This is a genomic window from Pseudoalteromonas sp. GABNS16E, from assembly GCF_028598715.1.
Classification (GTDB): Bacteria; Pseudomonadota; Gammaproteobacteria; order Enterobacterales; family Alteromonadaceae; genus Pseudoalteromonas; species Pseudoalteromonas atlantica.
The window spans coordinates 67,573-89,506 of record NZ_JAQREZ010000005.1 but is presented as its reverse complement, the minus strand read 5'-3'; the positions used below and the strand labels follow the sequence as shown (position 1 = coordinate 89,506).

The following is a 21,934-nucleotide window of genomic DNA, read 5'->3' as shown; positions in this document are numbered from 1 at the left end:
TTACAACATTTAATTGTTGTTCTAATTAACTCCGCCTTAGCAACACTAGCAAACTATAAAGCGTTGAAAGTAAAGAGAAAATCAGATTTTATTTGAGCTACAGGAATACATAACTCTATAGCGCAAAAAGGCCGGTGATTAAATAATCACCAGCCCTTGCCTGATTACTCAGGCAGCGAACCTAGCGTGAGCTAGATTACTTAACCTCAACTTCAGCACCAGCTTCAGTAAGGTCTTTTTGAAGTGCTTCAGCTTCTTCTTTAGATACACCTTCTTTGATAGGTGCAGGAGCAGCTTCAACAAGAGCTTTCGCTTCTTTAAGGCCTAGGCCTGTTGCGCTACGTACAGCTTTGATTGCCGCAACCTTGTTAGCGCCAGCGCCAGTAAGGATTACGTCAAATTCAGTTTTCTCTTCAGCAGCTTCAGCAGCAGGACCTGCTACCATAGCAGCTGCAGCAGTTACGCCGAATTTTTCTTCCATTGCTTCAACAAGAGCAACAACGTCCATTACTGACATTTCAGCAATTGCGTCAAGGATTTGGTCTTTAGTTACAGACATTACAAATTTCCTAATAATTAACGGACTCTAGGTCCAAATAAATTTACACCGAAAGAGAGGTTAAACAGCTTAAAATTAAGCAGCTTGCTCTTCTTTCTGTACACGTACTGCTTCAATTGTTTTACACAATTTGCCAGCAGACGCTTCTTTCATAGCGCTCATTAAGCGTGCAACAGCTTCATCGTATGTAGGTAATGTAGCAAGCATTGCTGCGTCTACGATGTTACCTTCAAAAGCGGCCGTTTTAAGCTCAAATTTCTCATTCTTTTTCGCGAAATCTGAGAAGATACGCGCAGCAGCACCAGGGTGCTCTGATGAGAAAGCGATTAAGCTTGGACCAACTAACGAATCAGATAGACATTCAAATTCAGTACCTTCAACAGCACGTTTTGCTAGAGTGTTACGAACAACTTTCATCCATACACCAGCTTCACGAGCTTCTTTACGAAGGGCTGTAATTGCGCCTACTGCTACACCACGAGAATCTGCAACAACTGCAGAAAGAGCACCATTGGCTGCTTCGTTGACTTCAGCAACAATTGCTTTTTTGCCTTGAAGATTTAAAGCCATGGGTGTTACTCCTGGTTTAATGGGTCACCGACACTCGGCTTCCCTGTTTTACTCTTCCCTATCAACAAACTTGATAGAGATGCTTTTTACGGCGAGAGCCAGAAGAGATTAGGAAAAATCTATCTGGGGATTCACACCGTCTACGTAGGTAATATTAAGGCCGAAGCCGCCTACGGTCTTGGACGGAAGCCCAATTTATCGCATCACTCAAGAGCTTAGCGAAATTATGGACTTCAACCCGAATTCTTTACTTGTTAAATAATAAATTATTCAACAAAATAGCGCAAAATTATAGTACAAATTTCACGCCATGTAAACACCTATTAAGCTACAGAAGTGCTTAAAGTGTTTTGGTCAACAGCAACACCTGCGCCCATTGTTGTAGAGATGGTTACTTTCTTAACGTAAACACCTTTAGCTTGAGAAGGTTTAGCCTTCTTAAGCGCAACGATTAGAGCTTCAAGGTTTTGTTGAAGTTGCTCAGCAGTGAAATCAACCTTACCGATAGTAGTATGGATGATACCATTTTTGTCATTACGGTAACGTACTTGACCTGCTTTCGCATTTTTAACTGCTTCTGCAACGTTAGGTGTTACAGTACCAGTTTTAGGGTTAGGCATAAGACCACGTGGACCTAAGATTTGACCTAGTTGACCAACAACACGCATAGCGTCTGGTGATGCAACAACAACGTCAAAATCCATCTCGCCTTTCTTAACTAGTTCAGCAAGGTCTTCCATGCCTACTAATTCAGCACCGGCTTCTTTTGCAGCTTCTGCATTAGCGCCTTGAGTGAATACAGCAACACGAACATCACGGCCAGTACCGTTAGGTAGTACAGTTGCACCACGAACGTTCTGGTCAGATTTACGAGCGTCAATACCAAGGTTAACAGCAACGTCAACACTTTCTACGAATTTAGCTGTCGCTAACTCTTTTAAAAGAGCAACTGCTTCATTGATTTCGTAATCTTTAGTTACTTCCACTTTTTCGCGGATAGTACGCATACGTTTAGTTAATTTAGCCATTTCTTAGTCCTCTACGTTCAAGCCCATCGCACGCGCAGAACCTGCGATAGTGCGAACCGCAGCGTCCATATCAGCCGCTGTAAGGTCAGCTCGTTTTGTCTCAACGATCTCTTCAAGTTGAGCACGAGTTACTGTGCCTACTTTTTCAGTGTTAGGACGGCCTGAGCCTGATTTGATACCAGCAGCTTTCTTAAGTAAGTAAGCAGCAGGTGGCGTTTTCATATCGAACGTAAATGAACGGTCACCGTAAACAGAGATCACTACAGGAACTGGAGCGCCTTTTTCGATAGACTCTGTACGCGCGTTAAACGCTTTACAGAATTCCATGATGTTTACACCGTGTTGACCTAGTGCAGGACCTACTGGAGGACTAGGATTAGCCATACCAGCGGCAACTTGTAGCTTGATTAAAGCTTCAACTTTTTTAGCCATTATAAATACCTCATTTGGTGGGTCTTAGCCTTGTGCGCGCGAGGACGCGTACTCTAACGGCTTCCCAGTTTAAAAATTGGTTTCGTACTTTTTGCGAGCAAAAATAAATTTTTGCCTTAATACAAAAAGGCCGCTGATCATAAGTTAATCAGCGGCCTTTTTCAAGCTTCGTGCCAAAATTTAAGTAAATAATGGCGAAGCTTTTTTAATCAATTACTTATCTTGTTCAACTTGACCAAATTCAAGTTCAACCGGTGTAGAACGACCAAAAATAAGTACCGACACTTTCACGCGGCTCTTTTCGTAGTCAACTTCTTCAACAACACCGCTAAAGTCAGCAAATGGACCATCAGTAACACGCACAACTTCACCTGGCTCAAATAATGTAGCTGGTTTAGGTGCTTCAGCGTTTTCTTGAAGACGGTTAAGAATGCGTTCTGCTTCTTTAGAACTAATAGGCGCTGGGCGGTCAGAAGTACCACCAATAAAGCCCATTACACGTTCAGTGCTGTTCACTAAGTGCCAGCTTGCATCGTTCATGTCCATTTGTACTAGTACGTAACCTGGGAAGAATTTACGCTCAGATTTACGCTTTTGACCGGCGCGCATCTCAACAACTTCTTCTGTTGGTACTAATATTTCACCAAAGCTCTCTTCAAGACCTTCAATTTTAATGTGCTCTGATAACGTTTGCGCTACACGCTTTTCGTAACCAGAGAATGCTTGTACAACGTACCAGCGTAATTTAATTTCTTTGTTCTCATCCGACATGGGATCAGATCTCCAATCCAGTTAAAAAGCCTACAGCGCGGAATAAAATGCCATCTAATCCCCAAAGGATAAGCGCCATAATCACTGTTGCAACCATTACGATTAATGTCGTGTGGGTAGTTTCTTGACGCGTTGGCCAAACAACTTTACGTACTTCAATGCGTGCTTCTTTAGCAAATGCTAAAAAGTCACGGCCTTTAGCGGTTTGCGAGGCAATACCTAAACCTGCTGCTATAGCAATCACAACGCCAATTGCACGTAGTAATACAGACTGATCTGCAAACATGTGATTACCAACAACTGCGCCTGCAAGTAGCGCGATTGCTACTAACCACTTTACCGACTCCATCGCACTTGATGGTGTTTCTACATTCGTGCTCATAATATTATTACCTTAACTACAGACACAACAACCCTACACAACGGCAGGGTTAATCCATTAAAATCTAAACTTAAAAACAGACTTATTTAAACCGATTTTTAACCCCAGACTTACTCAACTTATGAGTAAAAATGGCAGGGGCGGAGAGATTCGAACTCCCAACCGTCGGTTTTGGAGACCGCTGTTCTACCAATTGGAACTACGCCCCTGCAAAGTGGATGCCTATTATACTTACGCAAATCATTAACACAAGCCTAAAAGATACCCACATAGGAAAATCTAATTAATTAATTCCATTATTGTTTCGCCTGCCAATCATTTACTCTCTTATATAAAGGCGTAGTGCTTAATTTAATGGTTATTTTTCTAATACTTTATATACATCACTTAGTAAGCTTGATGCGCCAAACCTAAATGTAGTGGCCTGTAAGTAGTCATCACCCATAATTGAGCGTGTCAGTGCTAAATACTCCTTTGCATCAGTAACGGTTTTAACTCCGCCTGCGGCTTTAAAACCAACAACCTTACCCGACTCTTTAATAGTGCTGAGCATCACGTTTGTTGCGTCAAGCGTTGCATTTACAGCCACTTTACCTGTGCTGGTTTTTACAAAATCAGCCCCGCCTTGAATAGCTAAGTTTGTAGCTTTAGTGATTAGCTCTGCAGTTTTAAGTTCGCCACTTTCTATAATTACTTTTAATTGCGCTTTTGTACCACAGGCTTTTTTACTTTGAGTTACATACTCCAGCACTTTGCTGTGCTCGCCAGCAATAAGTGCTTTATACGGGATCACTAAATCTATTTCATCCGCGCCGCGCTCAATTGCTATCAGTGTTTCGTTTATCACATCGCTCAGTGGCGCATCACCACTAGGAAAATTTGTAACCGTTGCTACTTTTACATGGTTAAGCTCACGCGCAGCCAGTGCTATTTTTGCATCATCTACAAAATCACTGTAAACGCATACTGCAGCAGGTGTGCCCAATTTAGGGTTAATACTATTTACAAGCTGCTGAATATCACTGGCCGTGTCTGAGGTGTTTAGGCTTGTTAAATCCATAAGCGATACAGCTAAGTGTGCATCGTTGTGTTGTTCAGTCATACGTGATCCCTTTAAGTAGGCGATAAATTAGGTTTAGCGCCATAGTAACAAATTAACGTAATCTCGCTATAGCTCATAACCAAACACTATAAGCACATTATTTTGCGTGTAATGCGCGTTAATCCCCTATAGATTAAGGCTTAAACCTAAAACAACCACCCATTATAACTTTTGGTTATATAAACTTGGTTTTAATTATTTTTTACTTACTAGTGCGCGCTATATTCTGCCACCTGCTCACTAGCGTTTTATTTTAGATTTTACTTAGAGGTGTTAACCACGTGCAGTATTTACCTATCTTTACCAAACTCGACAACAAACCTGTGCTGGTTGTTGGCGGTGGAGAGGTCGCATTACGCAAATGTCGCGCGTTTTTAAAAGCCCGCGCAAATGTAACCTTAGTGGCACCTTGGTTTTGTGATGAACTAAAAGAACATGCACAAAACAATGAAGTAACGCTTATTGATGCCTATTTTGATGAGTCGCACCTTGATGGCAAAATGCTGGTTATAGCAGCCACAGACTTAGACGAAGTAAACAACAATGTATTTGAGCTAGCTAACGCACGCAATGTATTTGTAAATGTGGTTGATGACCAACCTAAATGTACGTTTATATTCCCATCAATTGTAGATCGTGACCCAATAACCATTGCTATTTCAAGTGCAGGCACCGCGCCAGTACTTGCTCGGCGACTACGTGAAAAGCTCGAAACGTTAATCCCACAACACATTGGCCCACTGGCTACTTTAGTTGGCAGTTTTAGAGATAAAGTGAAACAGCGCTTTAAGCACTTTGCCGATCGCCGCCAATTTTGGGAAGGCGTGTTTGATTCATCAGTCGTAAGCAAAGTGCAAACAGGTAATACCGATGCAGCACAAGCACAACTAGAGCAAATGCTTGATGCCAAAGCCGAGCCAGAAGGCGAAGTGTATGTAGTGGGTGCAGGCCCAGGCGACCCTGAGCTTTTAACACTTAAAGCATTGCAGTTAATGCAGCAAGCCGATGTCGTGGTATACGACTATTTAGTGTCTGATGAAATTATAGAATTAGTACGCCGTGATGCCGATTTAGTTTGCGTAGGTAAGCGTATGGGCGATCACAGTGTAGCGCAAGAAGATACCAACCAAATGCTGGTTGATTTTGCCAAGCAAGGCAAAAAAGTATGCCGCATTAAAGGCGGCGACCCTTTTATTTACGGCCGTGGTGGCGAAGAAGTACAAGTACTGGCTGCCAATAACGTTAATTATCAAATAGTACCGGGTATAACTGCCGCCGCTGGTTGTAGCGCGTATGCGGGTATTCCGCTTACTCACCGCGACCACGCACAAGCCATCCAGTTTGTAACAGGGCATTGTAAAAAAGATGGCCAAGAACTCGATTGGCAATCGCTTGCTAAAGCGCATCAAACTTTAGCTATTTATATGGGCGTTATTAAATCGCCACATATACAGGCTCAGCTTTTAAAACATGGCCGCAGCGCTAATACGCCAGTTGCCATAATCGAAAACGGCACGCGTAAAAACCAGCGTGTTGTTACAGGGCAATTAGGTGAGCTTGCAGATTTAATAGAGCGCAACAGTGTGGTATCGCCAGCATTACTTATTATTGGCGAAGTAGCCGCCCTGCACTCGCAGCTTGCATGGTTTGGACAAAACGAGCAAACCAGTAGCTTTGCTCAGCCGCTGACCGGCGTATCAAATACATAATTATATTTTACTTAATCACTTTTAATCATTTTAGTAGGACGACTAACAATGGCTTTAACTCACCTTCAGCAACTTGAAGCTGAAAGTATCAAAATCATGCGCGAAGTCGCCGCTGAGTTTGAGAACCCAGTAATGCTTTACTCAATTGGTAAAGATTCGTCGGTACTTTTGCACTTAGCGCGTAAAGCATTTTACCCTGCAAAAATTCCGTTTCCGTTATTACACGTAGACACCAACTGGAAGTTTCGTGAAATGATTGAGTTTCGCGATCGCCTTGCAAAAGAATACGGTTTTGACCTGCTGGTACACAAAAACCCAGAAGGCATGGCAATGGGTATTAGCCCGTTTGAGCATGGCTCGGGTAAACATACCGACATCATGAAAACCCAAGGCTTAAAGCAAGCGCTAGATAAATACGGCTTTGATGCTGCATTTGGTGGCGCACGCCGCGATGAAGAAAAGTCTCGCGCTAAAGAGCGTGTTTACTCGTTCCGCGATAAACACCACCGTTGGGACCCTAAAAATCAACGCCCAGAACTTTGGAACACCTACAACAGCCAAGTTAACCCAGGTGAGAGCATTCGTGTATTCCCACTGTCTAACTGGACTGAGCTTGATATTTGGCAATACATTTACCAAGAAAACATTGAAATGGTTCCGCTTTATTTAGCGAAAGAGCGCCCAGTAGTAGAGCGCGACGGCACCTTAATTATGGTCGACGATGAGCGCATGCCACTTGCTGAGGGCGAAGTACCACAAATGAAGTCGGTACGTTTTCGTACTTTAGGCTGTTACCCACTTACCGGGGCAGTTGAATCTACAGCCAGTAACCTAACAGAAATTATTGAAGAAATGCTGCTATCTACGTCATCTGAACGTGAAGGCCGTGTAATAGATCACGACTCAGCAGGCTCAATGGAGAAGAAAAAACGTGAGGGGTATTTCTAATGTCTACCAATACTAACGACACCATTAACGAAGTAAAAGAGATTGGCATAGACGCCTACCTAGCACGCCAACAAGATAAAAGCTTATTGCGTATGCTTACCTGTGGCAGCGTAGATGACGGTAAATCAACACTGATTGGCCGCCTACTGCACGACAGCCACCAAATTTATGAAGATCAGCTAGCAGCTCTTCATAAAGATAACGAAAAAGTAGGTAACGCAGGCGAAGAGCTAGACTTAGCGCTACTAGTAGATGGCCTACAAGCTGAGCGCGAGCAAGGCATTACTATTGATGTAGCGTACCGTTATTTTTCAACGGCTAAGCGTAAATTTATTATTGCCGACACCCCAGGGCACGAGCAATACACACGCAACATGGTAACAGGCGCATCAACAAGCGATGTAGCCATTATTTTGGTTGATGCTCGCTACGGTGTGCAAGTACAAACTAAGCGACATAGCTTTATTTGTGACTCGCTAGGTATTAAACAGTTTGTGGTCGCAATTAATAAAATGGATATCGTTGATTTTGACGAAACCGTTTATGAAAAAATCAAAGCCGACTACCTTAAATTTGCTGAGCAACTTAACGTATCAAACATTAAGTTTGTGCCTATGTCGGCGCTTAAAGGCGACAACGTAGTAACCCGCTCTGCTCATACGCCTTATTACACCGACAAGCCATTGCTTGAGCTTTTAGAAGACTCACCAGCGGCAGAAACCGATACCGGCTTTGAAGCACGCTTACCTGTGCAATATGTAGTGCGCCCTAACTTAAACTTCCGTGGTTTTCAGGGCACATTGGCATCAGGTAAATTACAAGTTGGCGATGCAATAAAAGTATTACCGTCGGGTAAAACATCAAGTATTAAAGAAATTGTGACCTTTAATGGCAACCTAGATCACGCAGAGGCCGGCCAAGCAATTACCGTTACCCTCAATAGCGAAATTGATATTAGCCGCGGCGATGTTATTGTGCCGCAAAGCTCAAGTGCAACGGTTACTAACCTTATACAAGCTAAACTTGTGTGGATGCACGAAGAGCCGCTGGTACTAGGTAAAAGCTACAACATTAAACTAGGTAGCAAAAATACATCAGCCGTGGTTAAAAAGATTGACCACACTATTGATGTAAATACCCTAGAGCACGGCACAGCCGATTCACTTCAGCTAAACGAAATTGCCATTGTCACGCTTGAACTAAGCGAAACAATATTAGCTGACGAGTATCACAACAACCACGAAACTGGCTCATTTATCCTTATCGACCGTTTATCTAACTTAACGGTTGCCGCAGGTATGATTGAGCAAGTACTAAAAAGCGAAAAACAAAACAGCGATTTCAGCGACTTTGAAATTGAGTTTAATAGCTTAGTACGCAAGCACTTCCCACATTGGCAAGCGCTTGATATTTCAAAACTGTAAGTATAAAAATGTCTGTTAGGAATATAAAAGCATGGTAGAGCAGCTCGTTTTAACAGGCATTATGTTTACCTTAGTTGGGTGCCTTTTTGGCACCCGCATTAATCCAGCATGGTTATTTGTAAGTGCTATTGGTACGGGTTATTTAACAGGCCTGATTGACCTTGAAAGCATGTTAGTAAACTACGCAAACCCGTCGCTCATTACCCTAGTATTATTAGTGCTGGTTTCAATCGCTATTGAAAAAACCACACTCATACAACAGCTTTCCCAATCGTTATCTAAAGGGAGCTTAGTAAAGTCGGTAACAAAGCTTGGTTTATCAACCGCGTTTTTATCGTCATTTACTAACAATACCGCGGTTGTGGCATCGCTTATCACCGCCATAAAAGACAACCCAAATCATTCACCCTCAAAGCTACTATTACCACTGTCGTACACCGCTATATTAGGTGGCACCATTACACTTATTGGTACATCAACCAATTTAATAGTGAACGGTTTTGCCGTAGACGCAGGTATGGCGCCACTGGGCTTTTTTGATTTTACCTTAGTGGGCATTGGCGCATTAAGTGTGGGCCTCATTACTATTTTAGTGATGCTCAAATACCTGCCCGACAACGGCAAAAACACACAAGAGGTTATTCCCTTTTACTTAGAGGGAAAAGTGCAGGCAGACTCTAAACTTATTGGCCGCACTGTTGAAGAAAACGGCCTACGCGATTTAAAAGATTTATTTCTCGCCGAAATTATTCGTGGCGATGAGCGAATATACGCAGTAACGCCTCAGCAAATTATTAGACAAAACGACGTACTACTGTTTGTCGGCGATATTAAATCGGTACCCTTATTAAGACGCTTTGACGGATTAAAAGTGGTGCACGACAACCACGAAAAAGACATAGAACACTTAGTTGAAGTGGTTGTAAGCCAATCATCAAAGTTTATTTGCAAAACCGTAAAAGAGGCCCGTTTTAGAGAGCAGTTTCATGCCGCTGTTATTGCCATTCGCCGAGGGCACGACCGCTTACAAGGCGGCCTTGGGCAAGTGCAATTGCAAGCCGGCGACTCCTTAATACTCGCCCCAGGTAAAAACTTTTACTCTTTACCTAATTTAAACCGCGAATTTGTGTATATATCGGGGTTTGATTTACAAACACATCTAAAACCTAAACAATCTAATATTGTATTGGCAGGCTTTGCCGCCGTGTTAGGGTTGAGCATTGTAGGTATAGTTCCTTTAGTCAAAGGCCTGCTGGTGTTACTCATTGGCTTATTGCTTAGCGGTACAGTTAAACTGAGCGAAGTAAAACGTCGCTTTCCCATTGAGCTACTCGCCGTTGTAGGCAGTGCCATAGGCCTTGCTAAATTAATGATAGAAACCGGGCTTGCCGGGCAAATATCAGATGCCCTATTTATGGTACTAGGTGATTTTGGCCCTTATGGCGCGTTTATCGCCATATTTTTAATGACCGTATTATTCACCGAGCTTATTACTAATAATGCAGCAGCAGCGCTTTCATTTCCTGTGGCTTACTCGCTAGCAGTGGGTTTTAATGTAGACCCACTCCCCTTTATTATGGCGGTAGCGTTTGGTGCATCTGCCAGTTTTATATCGCCATTTGGGTATCAAACAAACCTTATGGTTTACAGCGCGGGTAACTACCGCTTAAAAGATTACATAACAATGGGCTTGCCCCTTTCTATTATTTATTCAATCACAGTATTAACCTTGATCCCGCTCGTATTTCCTTTTTAATACGGGCGCTTACAGTACAAGAGACACACCACTATGGATGAAAATATTGTTTGGCATAACTACGCAACCACAAAAGCACAGCGTAGTGAGCAAAAAAAGCATAAACCGGCCATTTTATGGTTTACCGGTTTTTCTGGCTCTGGCAAAAGCACCGTAGCCAACGCACTAGAAGCTGCGCTTAACCAGCAAGGTGCGCACACTTACCTGCTTGATGGCGATAACGTACGTCACGGCTTATGTAAAGACCTTGGCTTTAGCGACGAAGACCGCATCGAAAACATACGCCGCGTTGGCGAAACCGCCAAACTAATGACCGATGCCGGCCTATTAGTGCTTACCGCGTTTATCTCGCCATTTAGAGCAGAGCGCGACATGGTGCGCAGCCTAGTCGATGACGGCGAGTTTATTGAAGTATTTATAGATACCCCGCTTGATGTATGCGAAAGCCGCGACCCTAAAGGCTTATACAAAAAAGCCCGCGCAGGTGAGATTAAACACTTTACCGGTATCGACTCAAGCTACGAAGTACCCAACAACCCAGAAATAATTTTAGATACCAGTAAAAACACCCTAGACCAATCGGTTACACAACTGATAACGTATCTAAAACAAAAGCATATTATAGGTTAACCCCAATGAACCAAACCGAGCTACTAGAAGAAACCCTCATCCTTGCCCGCAAAGCAGGCCAAGCCATAATGGGGATTTACGAAAAGGACTTTAACGTTGAATACAAAGCCGATGAAAGCCCAGTAACCGACGCCGACTTAGCAGCTCATAAAGTCATTGTGACAGGGCTAAAACAGCTCACGCCCGACACACCTATACTTAGCGAAGAAAGCGCTGATATAAGCTGGGACATTCGTCAAACATGGAAAAGCTACTGGTTAGTAGACCCAATCGACGGCACTAAAGAGTTTATTAAAAAGAACGGCGAATTTACCGTAAATATAGCCCTAATCGAAAACGGCAAACCTGTGCTTGCTGTCGTTGATGCGCCCGCGCTTGGCGTATCGTACTTAGCCAGTAACGACATTGGCGCGTTTAAAGACAAAGGCGATGAGCGCATTGAGCTTAAAGTAACCACCAAACCTAATAAAGGGTTAATCCGCGTGGTTGGCAGCCGCTCACACCCATCACCCGATTTAGCCGAGTTTGTAAAACGCTTTGACGACGTTGAAATGGTCTCAAAAGGAAGCTCACTAAAATTATGTTTAGTGGCTGAGGGCAGCGCCGATATTTACCCGCGCTTAGGCCCAACCTGTGAGTGGGATACGGGTGCCGGCCATGCTATTGCTGAAATAGCCGGCGCTAAAGTAACTAAGCTCGATGGCAGCCCGCTTATTTATAACACCAAAGATGAGTATTTGAATCCGTATTTTGTAGTGAGTGCGGTGGAAGAATAAAAGCTAAGAGCTTCGAGCTGTTAGCCACGAGCAGCTCAATGTAAACCTAAACACCGTAGGTTGGGTTGAGTGGAACGAAACCCAACTTATTGCACTTCATATCAATTAAAGATTTTTGAATAAGCAAGTTTAAGAAATAAATCCGCCTCTTGGCTTTACCGCTCGAATGACACTATGGGCGTGTTGGGTTTCGCTTCGCTCTACCCAACCTACAACTGTGCTGGTTGAGGTATTTGTTTATTTTTACAGCGCTGTTTCGTATTCATGACACTTTTGGTGCAACGGCGTCTAATTAATTAGTCTACAAAACCCCTCAAAACATGAAAGTTTTAGCTAAAAACTATATTCTTGCGCGCGATTATTATTTAAATAATGGATGAGCACACACATGACACCATCACAAGATGCAACGCTTTCAAATGCATCAACAACAGGTGAACACACACCTACTTCTAAATGGAATCTGCACGATACGCAGTGGACGTTAAGCCTTTTTGGTACCGCCGTTGGCGCGGGTATTTTATTTTTACCTATTAACATTGGTATAGGTGGTTTTTGGCCGCTTATTATTATGGCGTGTTTAGCCTTTCCAATGACCTTTTTAGCACACCGTGGCTTAGCCCGCTTTGTGTTGTCGTCTAAAAATAAAGATTCAGATTTTACTGATGTTGTTGAAGAGCACTTTGGTGTAACAGCGGGCAGGTTAATCTCTTTATTATACTTTTTATCTATATTCCCCATTTTGCTTATTTACGGCGTAGGCTTAACCAATACCGTTGACAGCTTTATGGTTAACCAAATGGGCCTTGAGTCACCTTCTCGCGTGTTACTTTCGGGTGTATTGGTTGCCGGTATGATTAGTCTAATGATGGGCGGCGAGCGCTTAATGCTGCGCGCGTTCGCTATTTTGGTTTACCCATTAGTAGGTATTTTATTTTGCTTATCGCTCTATTTAATCCCTAGCTGGCAAATGCCTGATATGAGCTTTCCTGAGGCGGGCAGCTTTACTAAAACGCTGTGGTTATCTATTCCTATTATTGTGTTTTCGTTTAGCCATGCGGCGGCTATTTCAAGCTTTGTGAACGTGCAGCGTGGGCATTATGGCAATCAGGCCACTAATAAGGCTGAGGCTATTTTAAAGCGCACTAGCTTACTGCTTATTGTATTTGTACTGCTGTTTGTATTTTCGTGCGTGCTTTCGCTTACTAGCGAGCAAATGGCTGCTGCTAAAGCGGCTAACGTATCTATTTTATCTTACCTTGCTAATATCACCAGTAACTCGTATATCGCGACCCTTGGGCCGCTGGTTGCCTTTATTGCGATTACGTCATCGTTTTTAGGGCACTTTTTAGGTGCACGCGAAAGCTTTACCGGTTTGGTGACTAAGCAAACAAGCTTAAGTGCAAAAGTAGCCGACAAAATTGGCGTACTCATTATGTTTTTTGCTATTTGGTTTTGCGCGGTTAAAAACCCAAGCATTTTAGACATGATGGATCAGCTATCTGGCCCTATCATTGCGATGATTTTATTTATTATGCCAATGATTGCCGTATACAAAGTGCCTGCGCTGAGTAAATACCGCAACCGCGTAAGCACATTGTTTGTTCTAGCTGTGGGCTCACTGGCCGTATGCGCGCTTATTTACAGCATGCTTAATTAAGCGAATTGCTATTAATACCCCCATAAAAAATGGCGCTCACTGAGCGCCATTTTTAATACAACTAAATTGCTTTTAAACTAATTTATTCTGCGTCTGGTAGGTTACGACCGTAGAATATTTCCTGCATTTCGCGGGTTAGTTTAGAGCGAATTTCTTCTTCTTCCTCATCCGACAGCTCATCAGTAGATAGGCCGAACAGGTAAGTGTTTAAGTCGGTTTCTTTTAACATCATTTTGGTGTGGAACAGGTTTTCTTGATACACGTTCACGTCCATCATTTGGTACGCTTCTTTGGTATCTTCTGTCATGAAGTTTTGAATCGAGTTAATTGCATGGTCAATGTAGTGTTTAACCCCGTTTACGTCGCGGGTAAAACCACGTACGCGGTAATCAATAGTTACTACGTCTGACTCAAGGCTATGAATTAAGAAGTTTAACGCTTTAAGTGGCGAAATAATGCCACAGGTAGATACTTCAATATCAGCACGGAATGTACAAATACCATCATCAGGGTGCGCTTCTGGGTAGGTATGTACACAAATGTGGCTTTTATCTAGGTGCGCAACAACAGAATCTGGTAATGGGCCTGGCGCTTCGTCAGCATCGTAATTTTGCTGCTCTTCTACCGGCTCTTCCGAAACCAAAATAGTCACACTTGCGCCTTGTGGTTCATAATCTTGGCGCGCCACATTTAAAATGTTAGCACCAATAATATCAACAACATCACCTAGTATGTCGGTTAGTCTATCTGCACTGTACTGCTCGTCGATATATTCAATATATTCTTTACGTTGTTGCTCGGTCTTTGCGTAGCAAATGTCGTAAATACTAAAGCTTAAACTTTTGGTTAAATTATTAAAGCCATGAAGTTTAAGTTTATCGAAGGGTTTGTTCATGATAAACCAACCTATAAATTAGTGAAATCTGCACCTGCAGAATGAAAAGTTCGCGGATTTTATACGAATTTTCCTCACGGAAAAAGCGTTATTTTACCTGTTCTTGCACAACTTCGTGGCTATGGGTAATTTCTACTGTTTTATCAAGCATTAAAGCAACAGAACAATACTTTTCAGCAGAGAGCGAAACCGCACGCGCAAGGTGTTTTTCCGAGACATTATTGCCTGTAACAACAAAGTGTAAATTAATTTTAGTAAATACACGAGGCGCTGTTTCGGCGCGCTCTGAGCTTAGTTGTACTTGCACATCAGAAAAATCTTGTTTGGCTTTTTTTAAAATACTTACAACATCTACCGACGAGCAACAACCTACCGACATAAGTACCATTTCCATTGGACTTGGTGCAGCGCTGTCGCTGCCAGCATCAAAAACCACATTGTGATTAGAATTAGAACGGCCAATAAAGGTGTCACCTTCAACCCATTTTACATTTGCTTGCATGTGTTTATCTCTAAAAAAATTTTGTTGATTGTATAACAATCTGCAACGATACGTGAGCGCTGAGATTAAATTTAGTGGTGTTATTAATAAGGCGAGAAGTAATAGGAGCGCAGTTATTAGGTCATACTGCGCTGTGTTAACGGGTAACGTTAAGAGGTTTGTGTTACCGCGTTATCAAATAAGTTTTTAATAAGCCCAGCAAACTCATCTATAAATGCGTGTTGTTCAACCGTAACAGGTTGTGAGGTTATGCTGCTTAGTACTTCTTGTAAGTCGTAAACAATACCGTCTACCTCGCGCACTATTTGGCTGCGTTGTTCGGTATTAAGATTGGTATGTTGTTCACAAATTAGCATAACGTTATGCGCTATTACGTCTTCTATGAGTTCCATAACGGTAGGGGCACCGGGTTTGATTTCGCCTGGCTTCTCAAATAACGCTAAATTTTGAGTTAGATACATGATCAAGTCATCGTACCCTTGCCTGTCTAAAACCATTGTGATTTTCACCTTTGAATAACTAATTGCATAGATTTAAGCAGAAAGCGCCACTAATTACTAGCTTTGCGCGATACCAATACAAAAAAAGCAGCCTAAGCTGCTTTTCTCATTCTTTATAACTACAAATAGAACAGTAATTAATCTATTTTTAAGCCTGGGCTTAGTGTTGCTGGCATCGTCACTTTTTCAAGTTCTACCGAAGCAACAGGGTATGCACAGTAGTCGGCTGCATAATATGCGCTTGCTCTGTGATTTCCTGATGCGCCAATACCACCAAATGGGGCTGCACTTGACGCGCCTGTAATTGGGCGGTTCCAGTTAACAATACCGGCACGAATACGACGTAAAAAGTGATTGTAGTCGGCTTCGCTGTCGCTTAATAAACCTGCTGATAAACCAAAGCTGGTATCGTTTGCTTTATCAATTGCGTGGTCAAAGTCATCAAAGCGGAACACTTTTAATAATGGGCCAAAGTGCTCTTCATCTGGGAAGTCGCTAATCGCTGAGCACTCAATAATACCCGGTGTTACAAAACCTGTATTGGCTGTGTGCTCAAGCTCTACTAGCACTTCACCGCCAAGCTCAACCAGCTCGTTTTGTGCTTTTACCATGCCTGCTGCAGCCGCAGATGAGATCATAGAGCCCATAAATGGCTGATCTTCATCATCGTAGTTGCCTACTTTAATGGCTTTAGTTGCAGTGATAAGGCGCGCTAAAATATCATCGCCTTGTTCGCCTTTAGGTAAAAATACTTTACGTGCACACGTACAACGTTGGCCGCTTGAAATAAACGCCGATTGAATAATATCATGTACCGCGGCTTTAGTATCTGCCACATTTTTAATAATCAGAGGGTTATTGCCACCCATTTCAAGCGCTAAAATTTTACCCGGCTGACCCGCAAACTGCTCATGTAAAATATGACCAGTACGCGAAGAACCTGTAAAGAATAAACCATCTATGCCTTTATGCGCAGCAAGGGCTTTACCTGTTTCTACTTCACCTTGAACAAGGTTAATTACACCGGCAGGTAAACCGGCTTTTCCCCATAGTTTAAGCGTAAGCTCAGCAACCATTGGCGTAAGCTCTGATGGCTTAAATACCACGGTGTTACCGGCTAAAAGCGCTGGCACAATGTGGCCATTAGGTAAGTGTCCAGGGAAGTTATATGGGCCAAATACGGCAACTACACCATGTGGTTTATGACGGATCATCGCACGCCCTACCGGCATAGCGTTTTCAACGTCGCCAGTGCGCTCTAAAAATGCTTTTTCAGAAATGGCAATTTTACCTACCATTGCGCCCGCTTCTGTACGCGTTTCCCACAGTGGCTTACCGGTTTCTTGGGCAATCGCAACAGCAAGCTCTTCGCTGTGCTCTTTAAGTGTTGCAGCAAAGGTTTTAACTATCTCTAGGCGCTCGTTAAAGCTTTTATCTGCCCAGCTGTAAAATGCTTCGCGCGCCGAATTTACCGCGCTATCTACTTGCTCTGTAGTCGCTGAAGATGCCTGCCAAATAACGTCGTTATTTGCAGGGTTTACTGAATTAAATGCGTTGCCTTGGCCTTGTGACCACTGACCATTAATAAATTGTGCAGGATGAGTCATTATACTTTCTCCTTAATTAAACTGGGGTTGCGCTTACGGTGTCGCCCGATTGTAGCTGTAGGGCATCGGCTATTTGTTGCGATAAAATAAGGCTGCTTGCACGCTCATCAAAGCTAAGCGCTGCAACCGTTGCACGGTAATCTTCTAACTTGCCGTTAGCAAGCAGTACCATGGTATCGCCCGATGCTTCGCCTATTTCTACTTTAAAGTCTTTTGCATTACGAATAGTGGCAATGTTGTCTACTTTTGCTTCTACTGTGGGGCCCGCATCAAAAATATCGACGTAACCGTTGAAGGTAAATCCTTCATTTTTTAATAGCTCAATAGCTGGGCGTGTGTTGTCGTGTACTTTACCAATCACCGCTTGAGCGTCTTTGCTAAGCAAGTTTACGTAAATTGGGTACTTTGGCATTAGTTCAGCAATAAACACTTTTTGGCCTATACCTGTTAGGTAATCGGCGGTAGGAAAGTCCATTGAGAAAAAGTGCTCTTCTAGCCATTGCCAAAACGGGCTGCTGCCGTTTTTGTCAGACACGCCGCGCATTTCTGCTATTACTGTTTGTGCAAAACGCTGCTCATGTTGCTTTATAAACATAAAGCGCGCTTTTGAAAGAAGTTTACCGTTACAGTTTTTACGATAGCCATCTTTCAAAAATAAGGTACATAGTTCTGTCGCGCCGGTGTAGTCGTTACATAGGGTTAAAATATCAACCGCTTTGTATACATCTAACGTGCGTGATGAGTGAATTACTTTACTTAAGTGGTAATGATAAAACGCATCATCAAGCCCTACTGCAGCTTCAATAGCTGAAGTACCGACTACTTCACCGGTTTCGGTATCTTCAAGAACAAACAGGTAGCCTTCGTCACCAGGTTGTGACGTTTGTTTAGCAAATGAACTTACAGAATGGTCAATTTTCTTTTGCAGTAACTCTTCGTTTAACGGCAAAGATGTAAAACCATGGCCCGATTCGTGGGCAATTTTTAATAACGCTGCGTAATCATTTTGCTGGATTGGGCGAAGGATCATCATGAGTCCGCTTGCTCCCTTATCAATAACGGTAAATAGAATATGCAGGGCAAGCAGGCTTGCCCTTAATAAGGTGGTTTAACGCGCTTAAGCGTTTACTACGCTTGCTACTGCTTTTTCAAAACGCGCCATACCTTCGCGAATATCCGCTTCGGTGATTACTAACGATGGCGTAAAGCGTACTACATCAGCACCCGCTACAAGCGACATAAGCCCTTGCTCGGTAGCTGCTACTAAAAACTCTTTAGCACGGCCTTTGTATTGCTCGTTAACGGCTGCACCAATTAATAAACCTTGGCCACGAATTTCGCTAAATACGTTGTATTTTTCGTTTACCGCGTTAAGAAGCTCGTTAAATAATGCTGCTTTTTCTTTTACGCCCGCCAGTACTTCAGGGGTATTTACAGTATCAAATGCAGCTTCAGCTACTGCACACGCCAGTGGGTTACCACCGTAAGTAGAACCATGAGTCCCTACTTTTAAGTGCTGTGCAATTTCAGTAGTAGTTAGCATAGCGCCAATAGGGAAACCGCCGCCAAGTGCTTTAGCTGACGTTAAAATATCAGGCACTACGTTTAAACCTTGGTATGCGTATAGCTCACCAGTACGGCCAACACCTGTTTGTACTTCATCAAAAATAAGCAGTGCATTGTGTTTAGTACATAGCTCACGAACGCCTTGTGCAAATTCGTCAGTTGGCGAAATAATACCGCCCTCACCTTGCAGTGGCTCCATCATTACGGCACATGTTTTGTCGCTAATTAGCGCTTCAAATGCAGCTAGGTCATTGTAATCACAATGTACGATGTCGCCTGGCTTAGGACCAAAACCATCTGAGTATGCAGCTTGCCCGCCTACGGTTACGGTAAAGAACGTACGACCGTGAAAGCCTTTGTTAAATGAGATAATTTGTGATTTTTCAGCACCAAATTTATCAAGTGCAAAACGGCGTGCTAATTTAAGTGCTGCTTCGTTTGCTTCTGCGCCTGAGTTTGCAAAGTAAACTTTTTCAGCAAAGGTCGCATCGACCATTTTTTTAGCTAAACGCAGCGCAGGTTCGTTAGTCATTACGTTTGATAGGTGCCAAATTTTTTCGCCTTGCTCTTTTAATGCACCTACTAATGCAGGATGGCAATGGCCAAGACAGTTAACAGCAATACCACCGGCAAAGTCGATAAATTCTTTACCTTGTTGATCCCATACGCGAGAGCCTTCGCCTCGAACAGGAATAACGCTTGAAGGCGCGTAGTTAGGAACCATTACGTGATCAAATAATTCGCGATTGACTGTCATTTTTTTTCCTCTTAATTGTGAGCAACACAAAACATCAAAATAGGTGTTTGGTTATAAATGTAACCAAGATATTTACGCACTAAATAGCAAAAGGTTGAGCGTAAAACTGCCTTGTGGTTCAATTTTCAGGCGCTCATTATTTCAGATATTTGTGGTGCTGTCTCGTTAAAAACTTTCATGCAGGCCTTTAAAATAAAGGCCTTGGGATATTATTTCATAGATAGTGAATAACTATCTGCATAGAAAATAAATGCCATTTTTTAATACTTATGCGCCTGCGCAGTGAGTCGCGCCTTACATTAAGTGCTTAAAGCGAGGTGTGCTTGGGGAGATGTTAATGAATGAATAGTCGCAAAAAAAATTAACAAAAAATTCAATAGTTAATGAAAATTTGCTGCCACCAGCGACAAATTACCGATATAAGGACCAGCGAGTAAGCTGCTTTTTAGTCAATTTGAATAGCAAGGTTGGTAAAATTGCTTGTTTCGAGGGCTTTTAGCTCACTTTTAGTGAATTGATGATACGAAAACCATGCCTGCACTTCATCTTGTTCAATAAGTTGGTGCTGTTTTAGATTTAAATACTGCGAATAGCATCGCGCTTTAAGCATGACTTCACTCATAGGGAAAACATCACTACTTTGCTCAATGCCGTGAACAAGTTGCGCCATAACATGATTAAACGGCAAAAACTTAAAAGCCATTTTTCGAATAACTTTAGCACTTAACTCAAGCGACTTATTACTTAACAACGTGGTTAAAAATAAGGGATCTGGCTTTAGCTCCATCAATGCCGTGTGTAAATTTTTTTGCTGTGCTTCGCGTGCTATTTGCACTTTGCGTTGCCATACCTGTTCAAAGGTTTTTAAGTACAAGCGTACTAAGGCAATACGCCCAACATCTATAAGCATGCCCAGTGTAAACGCATGTACGGGGTTTACATCGTTAAGCTCTGCAATTTTTTGCGCCGCAATTGCATTGGCCATGGCGGCATCGCGCAAGCGGCGTTTTAATAATGGAAATGGCTCTGTGCTGTGTGGCATCCAATGGCGCATAGCAAAAGTAGGAATTACCAATTGTAAGTTATCAAGGCCAATATAGCGCAGTGCAAGTGCGGGGCTGTCTACTTTAACTGAGGTACTTTTGCTGCGCTGCTTTCGGTAGTAAGGCAGGTTTACCAATGACACTAATTCGCGGCCAAGCCAACTAGAATCATTTACCAATGGCTCTAAACGCCCAACACTTGCCGACTTAACCGCCAGTATATCTAGCATGGTAGCAACGTTATCTTCTATGCCTATGGTGTTTTGAATAACAGCATCCATATCTTCTAATTGCTTAAATATGGCTGTTTCTATTACTTTATGAAGTTGTTTGCTCGCTTGTGCTCGGTACTTATGATGCGCGGTGCTACTTTGCTGGCGTTTATGCTGTGCGGCAACTTCTACTTCTAATAACGTGCGTTGCTTCATTGGTTCGCCATAATCAATTTCCAGCGTATGAATAAAGCCAATTTGTTGATGTGCAAAACTATGGCCAAGCAGCAAGTCGTGAGCACGCTGGTCAAGCATTGAGGCTATTCGCTTTTGCGACGCAAGTTCAGTCATAAAGTCCATTCAGTATAAGTATTACCATTCGGTGGTTACTGTAAGGTTAGAAGCGAGATAAAAAGTTAGCAAGCAATTCGAGCCCTTGAGTTGTTAAAATAGCCTCGGGATGAAATTGCACGCCTTCAAGAGCAAGCTCTGTGTGAAGTAGCCCCATAATTTCGTCAAACTCACCTTGCTCGGTTTGGCTCCATGCGGTAATGGCTAATTCACTCGGTAAACTGTGTTTTTCGACCACCAGCGAGTGATAACGACACACAGTAAGCGGGTTTTCTAAACCGGTAAATACCCCCTTATTATTATGAACAATAGGTGAGGTTTTACCATGCATGACTTGCTTAGCACGTATAACCTTGCCCCCTAGCGCTTGCGCTATAGTTTGATGCCCTAAGCAAATACCCAAAATAGGGTAAATGCCTTTTAGCTGCTCAACGACATTGAGTGACACACCCGCTTCGTTTGGCGTACAAGGACCCGGAGAAATAACAATATGCTTGGGGTTAAGTTGCTTAATTTGCGCAACAGATATTTCGTCATTACGCTTTACCAGCACCTCTTGGTTTAAGCGCTGAAAATATTGTACTAGGTTATAAGTAAACGAATCGTAGTTGTCGATCATCAACAGCATTACACAACGACCTTATTTAATAATGTAGTGCTCTTTGCTCACATGTGCGGCTTGTAAAATGAGCGATAGAAGCTTTTATAAGGCCATTCTATCACTAATAATTACCCAACATACATTAGCAAAACG

22 protein-coding genes and 1 tRNA gene are annotated in these 21,934 nt (G+C 42.8%); 7 read left to right on the top strand and 16 right to left on the bottom strand.

Features of this window, described 5'->3' with window-relative positions; all coding sequences use genetic code 11:
- Window positions 1–196: 196 nt before the first annotated feature.
- The 8 genes from rplL to deoC all read right to left on the bottom strand — a co-directional run bounded on the left by rplL (window position 197) and on the right by deoC (window position 4,844).
- A complete protein-coding gene (rplL, locus tag PSI06_RS03805) occupies window positions 197–559 on the bottom strand; it encodes a 50S ribosomal protein L7/L12 (RefSeq protein ID WP_004588208.1) in 363 nt (120 codons plus the stop codon).
- A 75-nt stretch (window positions 560–634) separates the two neighbouring features.
- The gene (gene rplJ / locus PSI06_RS03800; protein WP_004588207.1) at window positions 635–1,129 is read right to left on the bottom strand and encodes a 50S ribosomal protein L10; all 495 of its coding nucleotides are present in this window, start codon (window positions 1,127–1,129) and stop codon (window positions 635–637) included.
- 323 nt (window positions 1,130–1,452) lie between these two features.
- Window positions 1,453–2,157, bottom strand: coding sequence for a 50S ribosomal protein L1 (gene rplA / locus PSI06_RS03795; protein ID WP_004588206.1), 705 nt, complete (start codon window positions 2,155–2,157; stop codon window positions 1,453–1,455).
- Between the two features lie 3 nt (window positions 2,158–2,160).
- Window positions 2,161–2,589 (bottom strand): 50S ribosomal protein L11, encoded by a 429-nt coding sequence (gene rplK, locus PSI06_RS03790; protein WP_004588205.1) that lies wholly within the window; start codon window positions 2,587–2,589, stop codon window positions 2,161–2,163.
- Between the two features lie 213 nt (window positions 2,590–2,802).
- Complete coding sequence (gene nusG / locus PSI06_RS03785; RefSeq protein ID WP_024032045.1) at window positions 2,803–3,360, bottom strand: transcription termination/antitermination protein NusG; 558 nt, start codon at window positions 3,358–3,360, stop codon at window positions 2,803–2,805.
- A 4-nt stretch (window positions 3,361–3,364) separates the two neighbouring features.
- The gene (secE, locus tag PSI06_RS03780) at window positions 3,365–3,742 is read right to left on the bottom strand and encodes a preprotein translocase subunit SecE (protein WP_273603003.1); all 378 of its coding nucleotides are present in this window, start codon (window positions 3,740–3,742) and stop codon (window positions 3,365–3,367) included.
- Between the two features lie 132 nt (window positions 3,743–3,874).
- A tRNA-Trp gene (locus PSI06_RS03775) sits at window positions 3,875–3,951 on the bottom strand.
- A 149-nt stretch (window positions 3,952–4,100) separates the two neighbouring features.
- Window positions 4,101–4,844 (bottom strand): deoxyribose-phosphate aldolase, encoded by a 744-nt coding sequence (gene deoC, locus PSI06_RS03770; RefSeq protein ID WP_273603002.1) that lies wholly within the window; start codon window positions 4,842–4,844, stop codon window positions 4,101–4,103.
- 281 nt (window positions 4,845–5,125) lie between these two features.
- Here deoC and cysG point away from each other — a divergent pair, with 281 nt between their 5' ends.
- The 7 genes from cysG to PSI06_RS03735 all read left to right on the top strand — a co-directional run bounded on the left by cysG (window position 5,126) and on the right by PSI06_RS03735 (window position 13,747).
- Entirely contained in the window at window positions 5,126–6,553 is a 1,428-nt protein-coding gene (gene cysG / locus PSI06_RS03765) for a siroheme synthase CysG (RefSeq protein WP_273603001.1), read from the top strand.
- Window positions 6,554–6,601: 48 nt separating this feature from the next.
- Complete coding sequence (cysD, locus tag PSI06_RS03760; RefSeq protein WP_004588199.1) at window positions 6,602–7,501, top strand: sulfate adenylyltransferase subunit CysD; 900 nt, start codon at window positions 6,602–6,604, stop codon at window positions 7,499–7,501.
- A complete protein-coding gene (gene cysN, locus PSI06_RS03755) occupies window positions 7,501–8,925 on the top strand; it encodes a sulfate adenylyltransferase subunit CysN (RefSeq protein ID WP_024032042.1) in 1,425 nt (474 codons plus the stop codon). Before cysD ends, cysN begins: the two co-directional genes overlap by 1 nt.
- A 31-nt stretch (window positions 8,926–8,956) precedes the next feature.
- Complete coding sequence (locus tag PSI06_RS03750) at window positions 8,957–10,681, top strand: SLC13 family permease (RefSeq protein WP_273603000.1); 1,725 nt, start codon at window positions 8,957–8,959, stop codon at window positions 10,679–10,681.
- A 33-nt stretch (window positions 10,682–10,714) separates the two neighbouring features.
- Complete coding sequence (gene cysC / locus PSI06_RS03745) at window positions 10,715–11,311, top strand: adenylyl-sulfate kinase (RefSeq protein ID WP_024032040.1); 597 nt, start codon at window positions 10,715–10,717, stop codon at window positions 11,309–11,311.
- 5 nt (window positions 11,312–11,316) lie between these two features.
- On the top strand, window positions 11,317–12,087 hold the full coding sequence (gene cysQ / locus PSI06_RS03740) for a 3'(2'),5'-bisphosphate nucleotidase CysQ (protein ID WP_024032039.1): 771 nt from the start codon (window positions 11,317–11,319) through the stop codon (window positions 12,085–12,087).
- A gap of 388 nt (window positions 12,088–12,475) precedes the next feature.
- Window positions 12,476–13,747 carry an aromatic amino acid transport family protein gene (locus PSI06_RS03735; RefSeq protein WP_273604982.1) on the top strand — a complete coding sequence of 424 codons (1,272 nt, stop codon included), beginning with the start codon at window positions 12,476–12,478 and terminating at the stop codon, window positions 13,745–13,747.
- A gap of 82 nt (window positions 13,748–13,829) precedes the next feature.
- On the opposite strand, the gene speD is transcribed toward PSI06_RS03735, so the two are convergent.
- The 8 genes from speD to PSI06_RS03695 form a co-directional block, all read right to left on the bottom strand.
- A complete protein-coding gene (speD, locus tag PSI06_RS03730; RefSeq protein ID WP_004588193.1) occupies window positions 13,830–14,642 on the bottom strand; it encodes an adenosylmethionine decarboxylase in 813 nt (270 codons plus the stop codon).
- Between the two features lie 88 nt (window positions 14,643–14,730).
- Window positions 14,731–15,144 carry an OsmC family protein gene (locus tag PSI06_RS03725; RefSeq protein ID WP_004588192.1) on the bottom strand — a complete coding sequence of 138 codons (414 nt, stop codon included), beginning with the start codon at window positions 15,142–15,144 and terminating at the stop codon, window positions 14,731–14,733.
- 149 nt (window positions 15,145–15,293) lie between these two features.
- A complete protein-coding gene (locus tag PSI06_RS03720; protein ID WP_004588191.1) occupies window positions 15,294–15,641 on the bottom strand; it encodes a DUF3802 family protein in 348 nt (115 codons plus the stop codon).
- 140 nt (window positions 15,642–15,781) lie between these two features.
- Entirely contained in the window at window positions 15,782–17,251 is a 1,470-nt protein-coding gene (astD, locus tag PSI06_RS03715) for a succinylglutamate-semialdehyde dehydrogenase (RefSeq protein WP_273604981.1), read from the bottom strand.
- Between the two features lie 16 nt (window positions 17,252–17,267).
- Entirely contained in the window at window positions 17,268–18,284 is a 1,017-nt protein-coding gene (gene astA, locus PSI06_RS03710; RefSeq protein WP_273602997.1) for an arginine N-succinyltransferase, read from the bottom strand.
- An 84-nt stretch (window positions 18,285–18,368) separates the two neighbouring features.
- A complete protein-coding gene (locus PSI06_RS03705) occupies window positions 18,369–19,574 on the bottom strand; it encodes an aspartate aminotransferase family protein (protein ID WP_004588188.1) in 1,206 nt (401 codons plus the stop codon).
- Window positions 19,575–20,019: 445 nt separating this feature from the next.
- Window positions 20,020–21,180 carry an HDOD domain-containing protein gene (locus PSI06_RS03700; protein WP_273602996.1) on the bottom strand — a complete coding sequence of 387 codons (1,161 nt, stop codon included), beginning with the start codon at window positions 21,178–21,180 and terminating at the stop codon, window positions 20,020–20,022.
- Between the two features lie 46 nt (window positions 21,181–21,226).
- Window positions 21,227–21,808 (bottom strand): anthranilate synthase component II, encoded by a 582-nt coding sequence (locus PSI06_RS03695; RefSeq protein WP_004588186.1) that lies wholly within the window; start codon window positions 21,806–21,808, stop codon window positions 21,227–21,229.
- Window positions 21,809–21,934 lie beyond the last annotated feature (126 nt).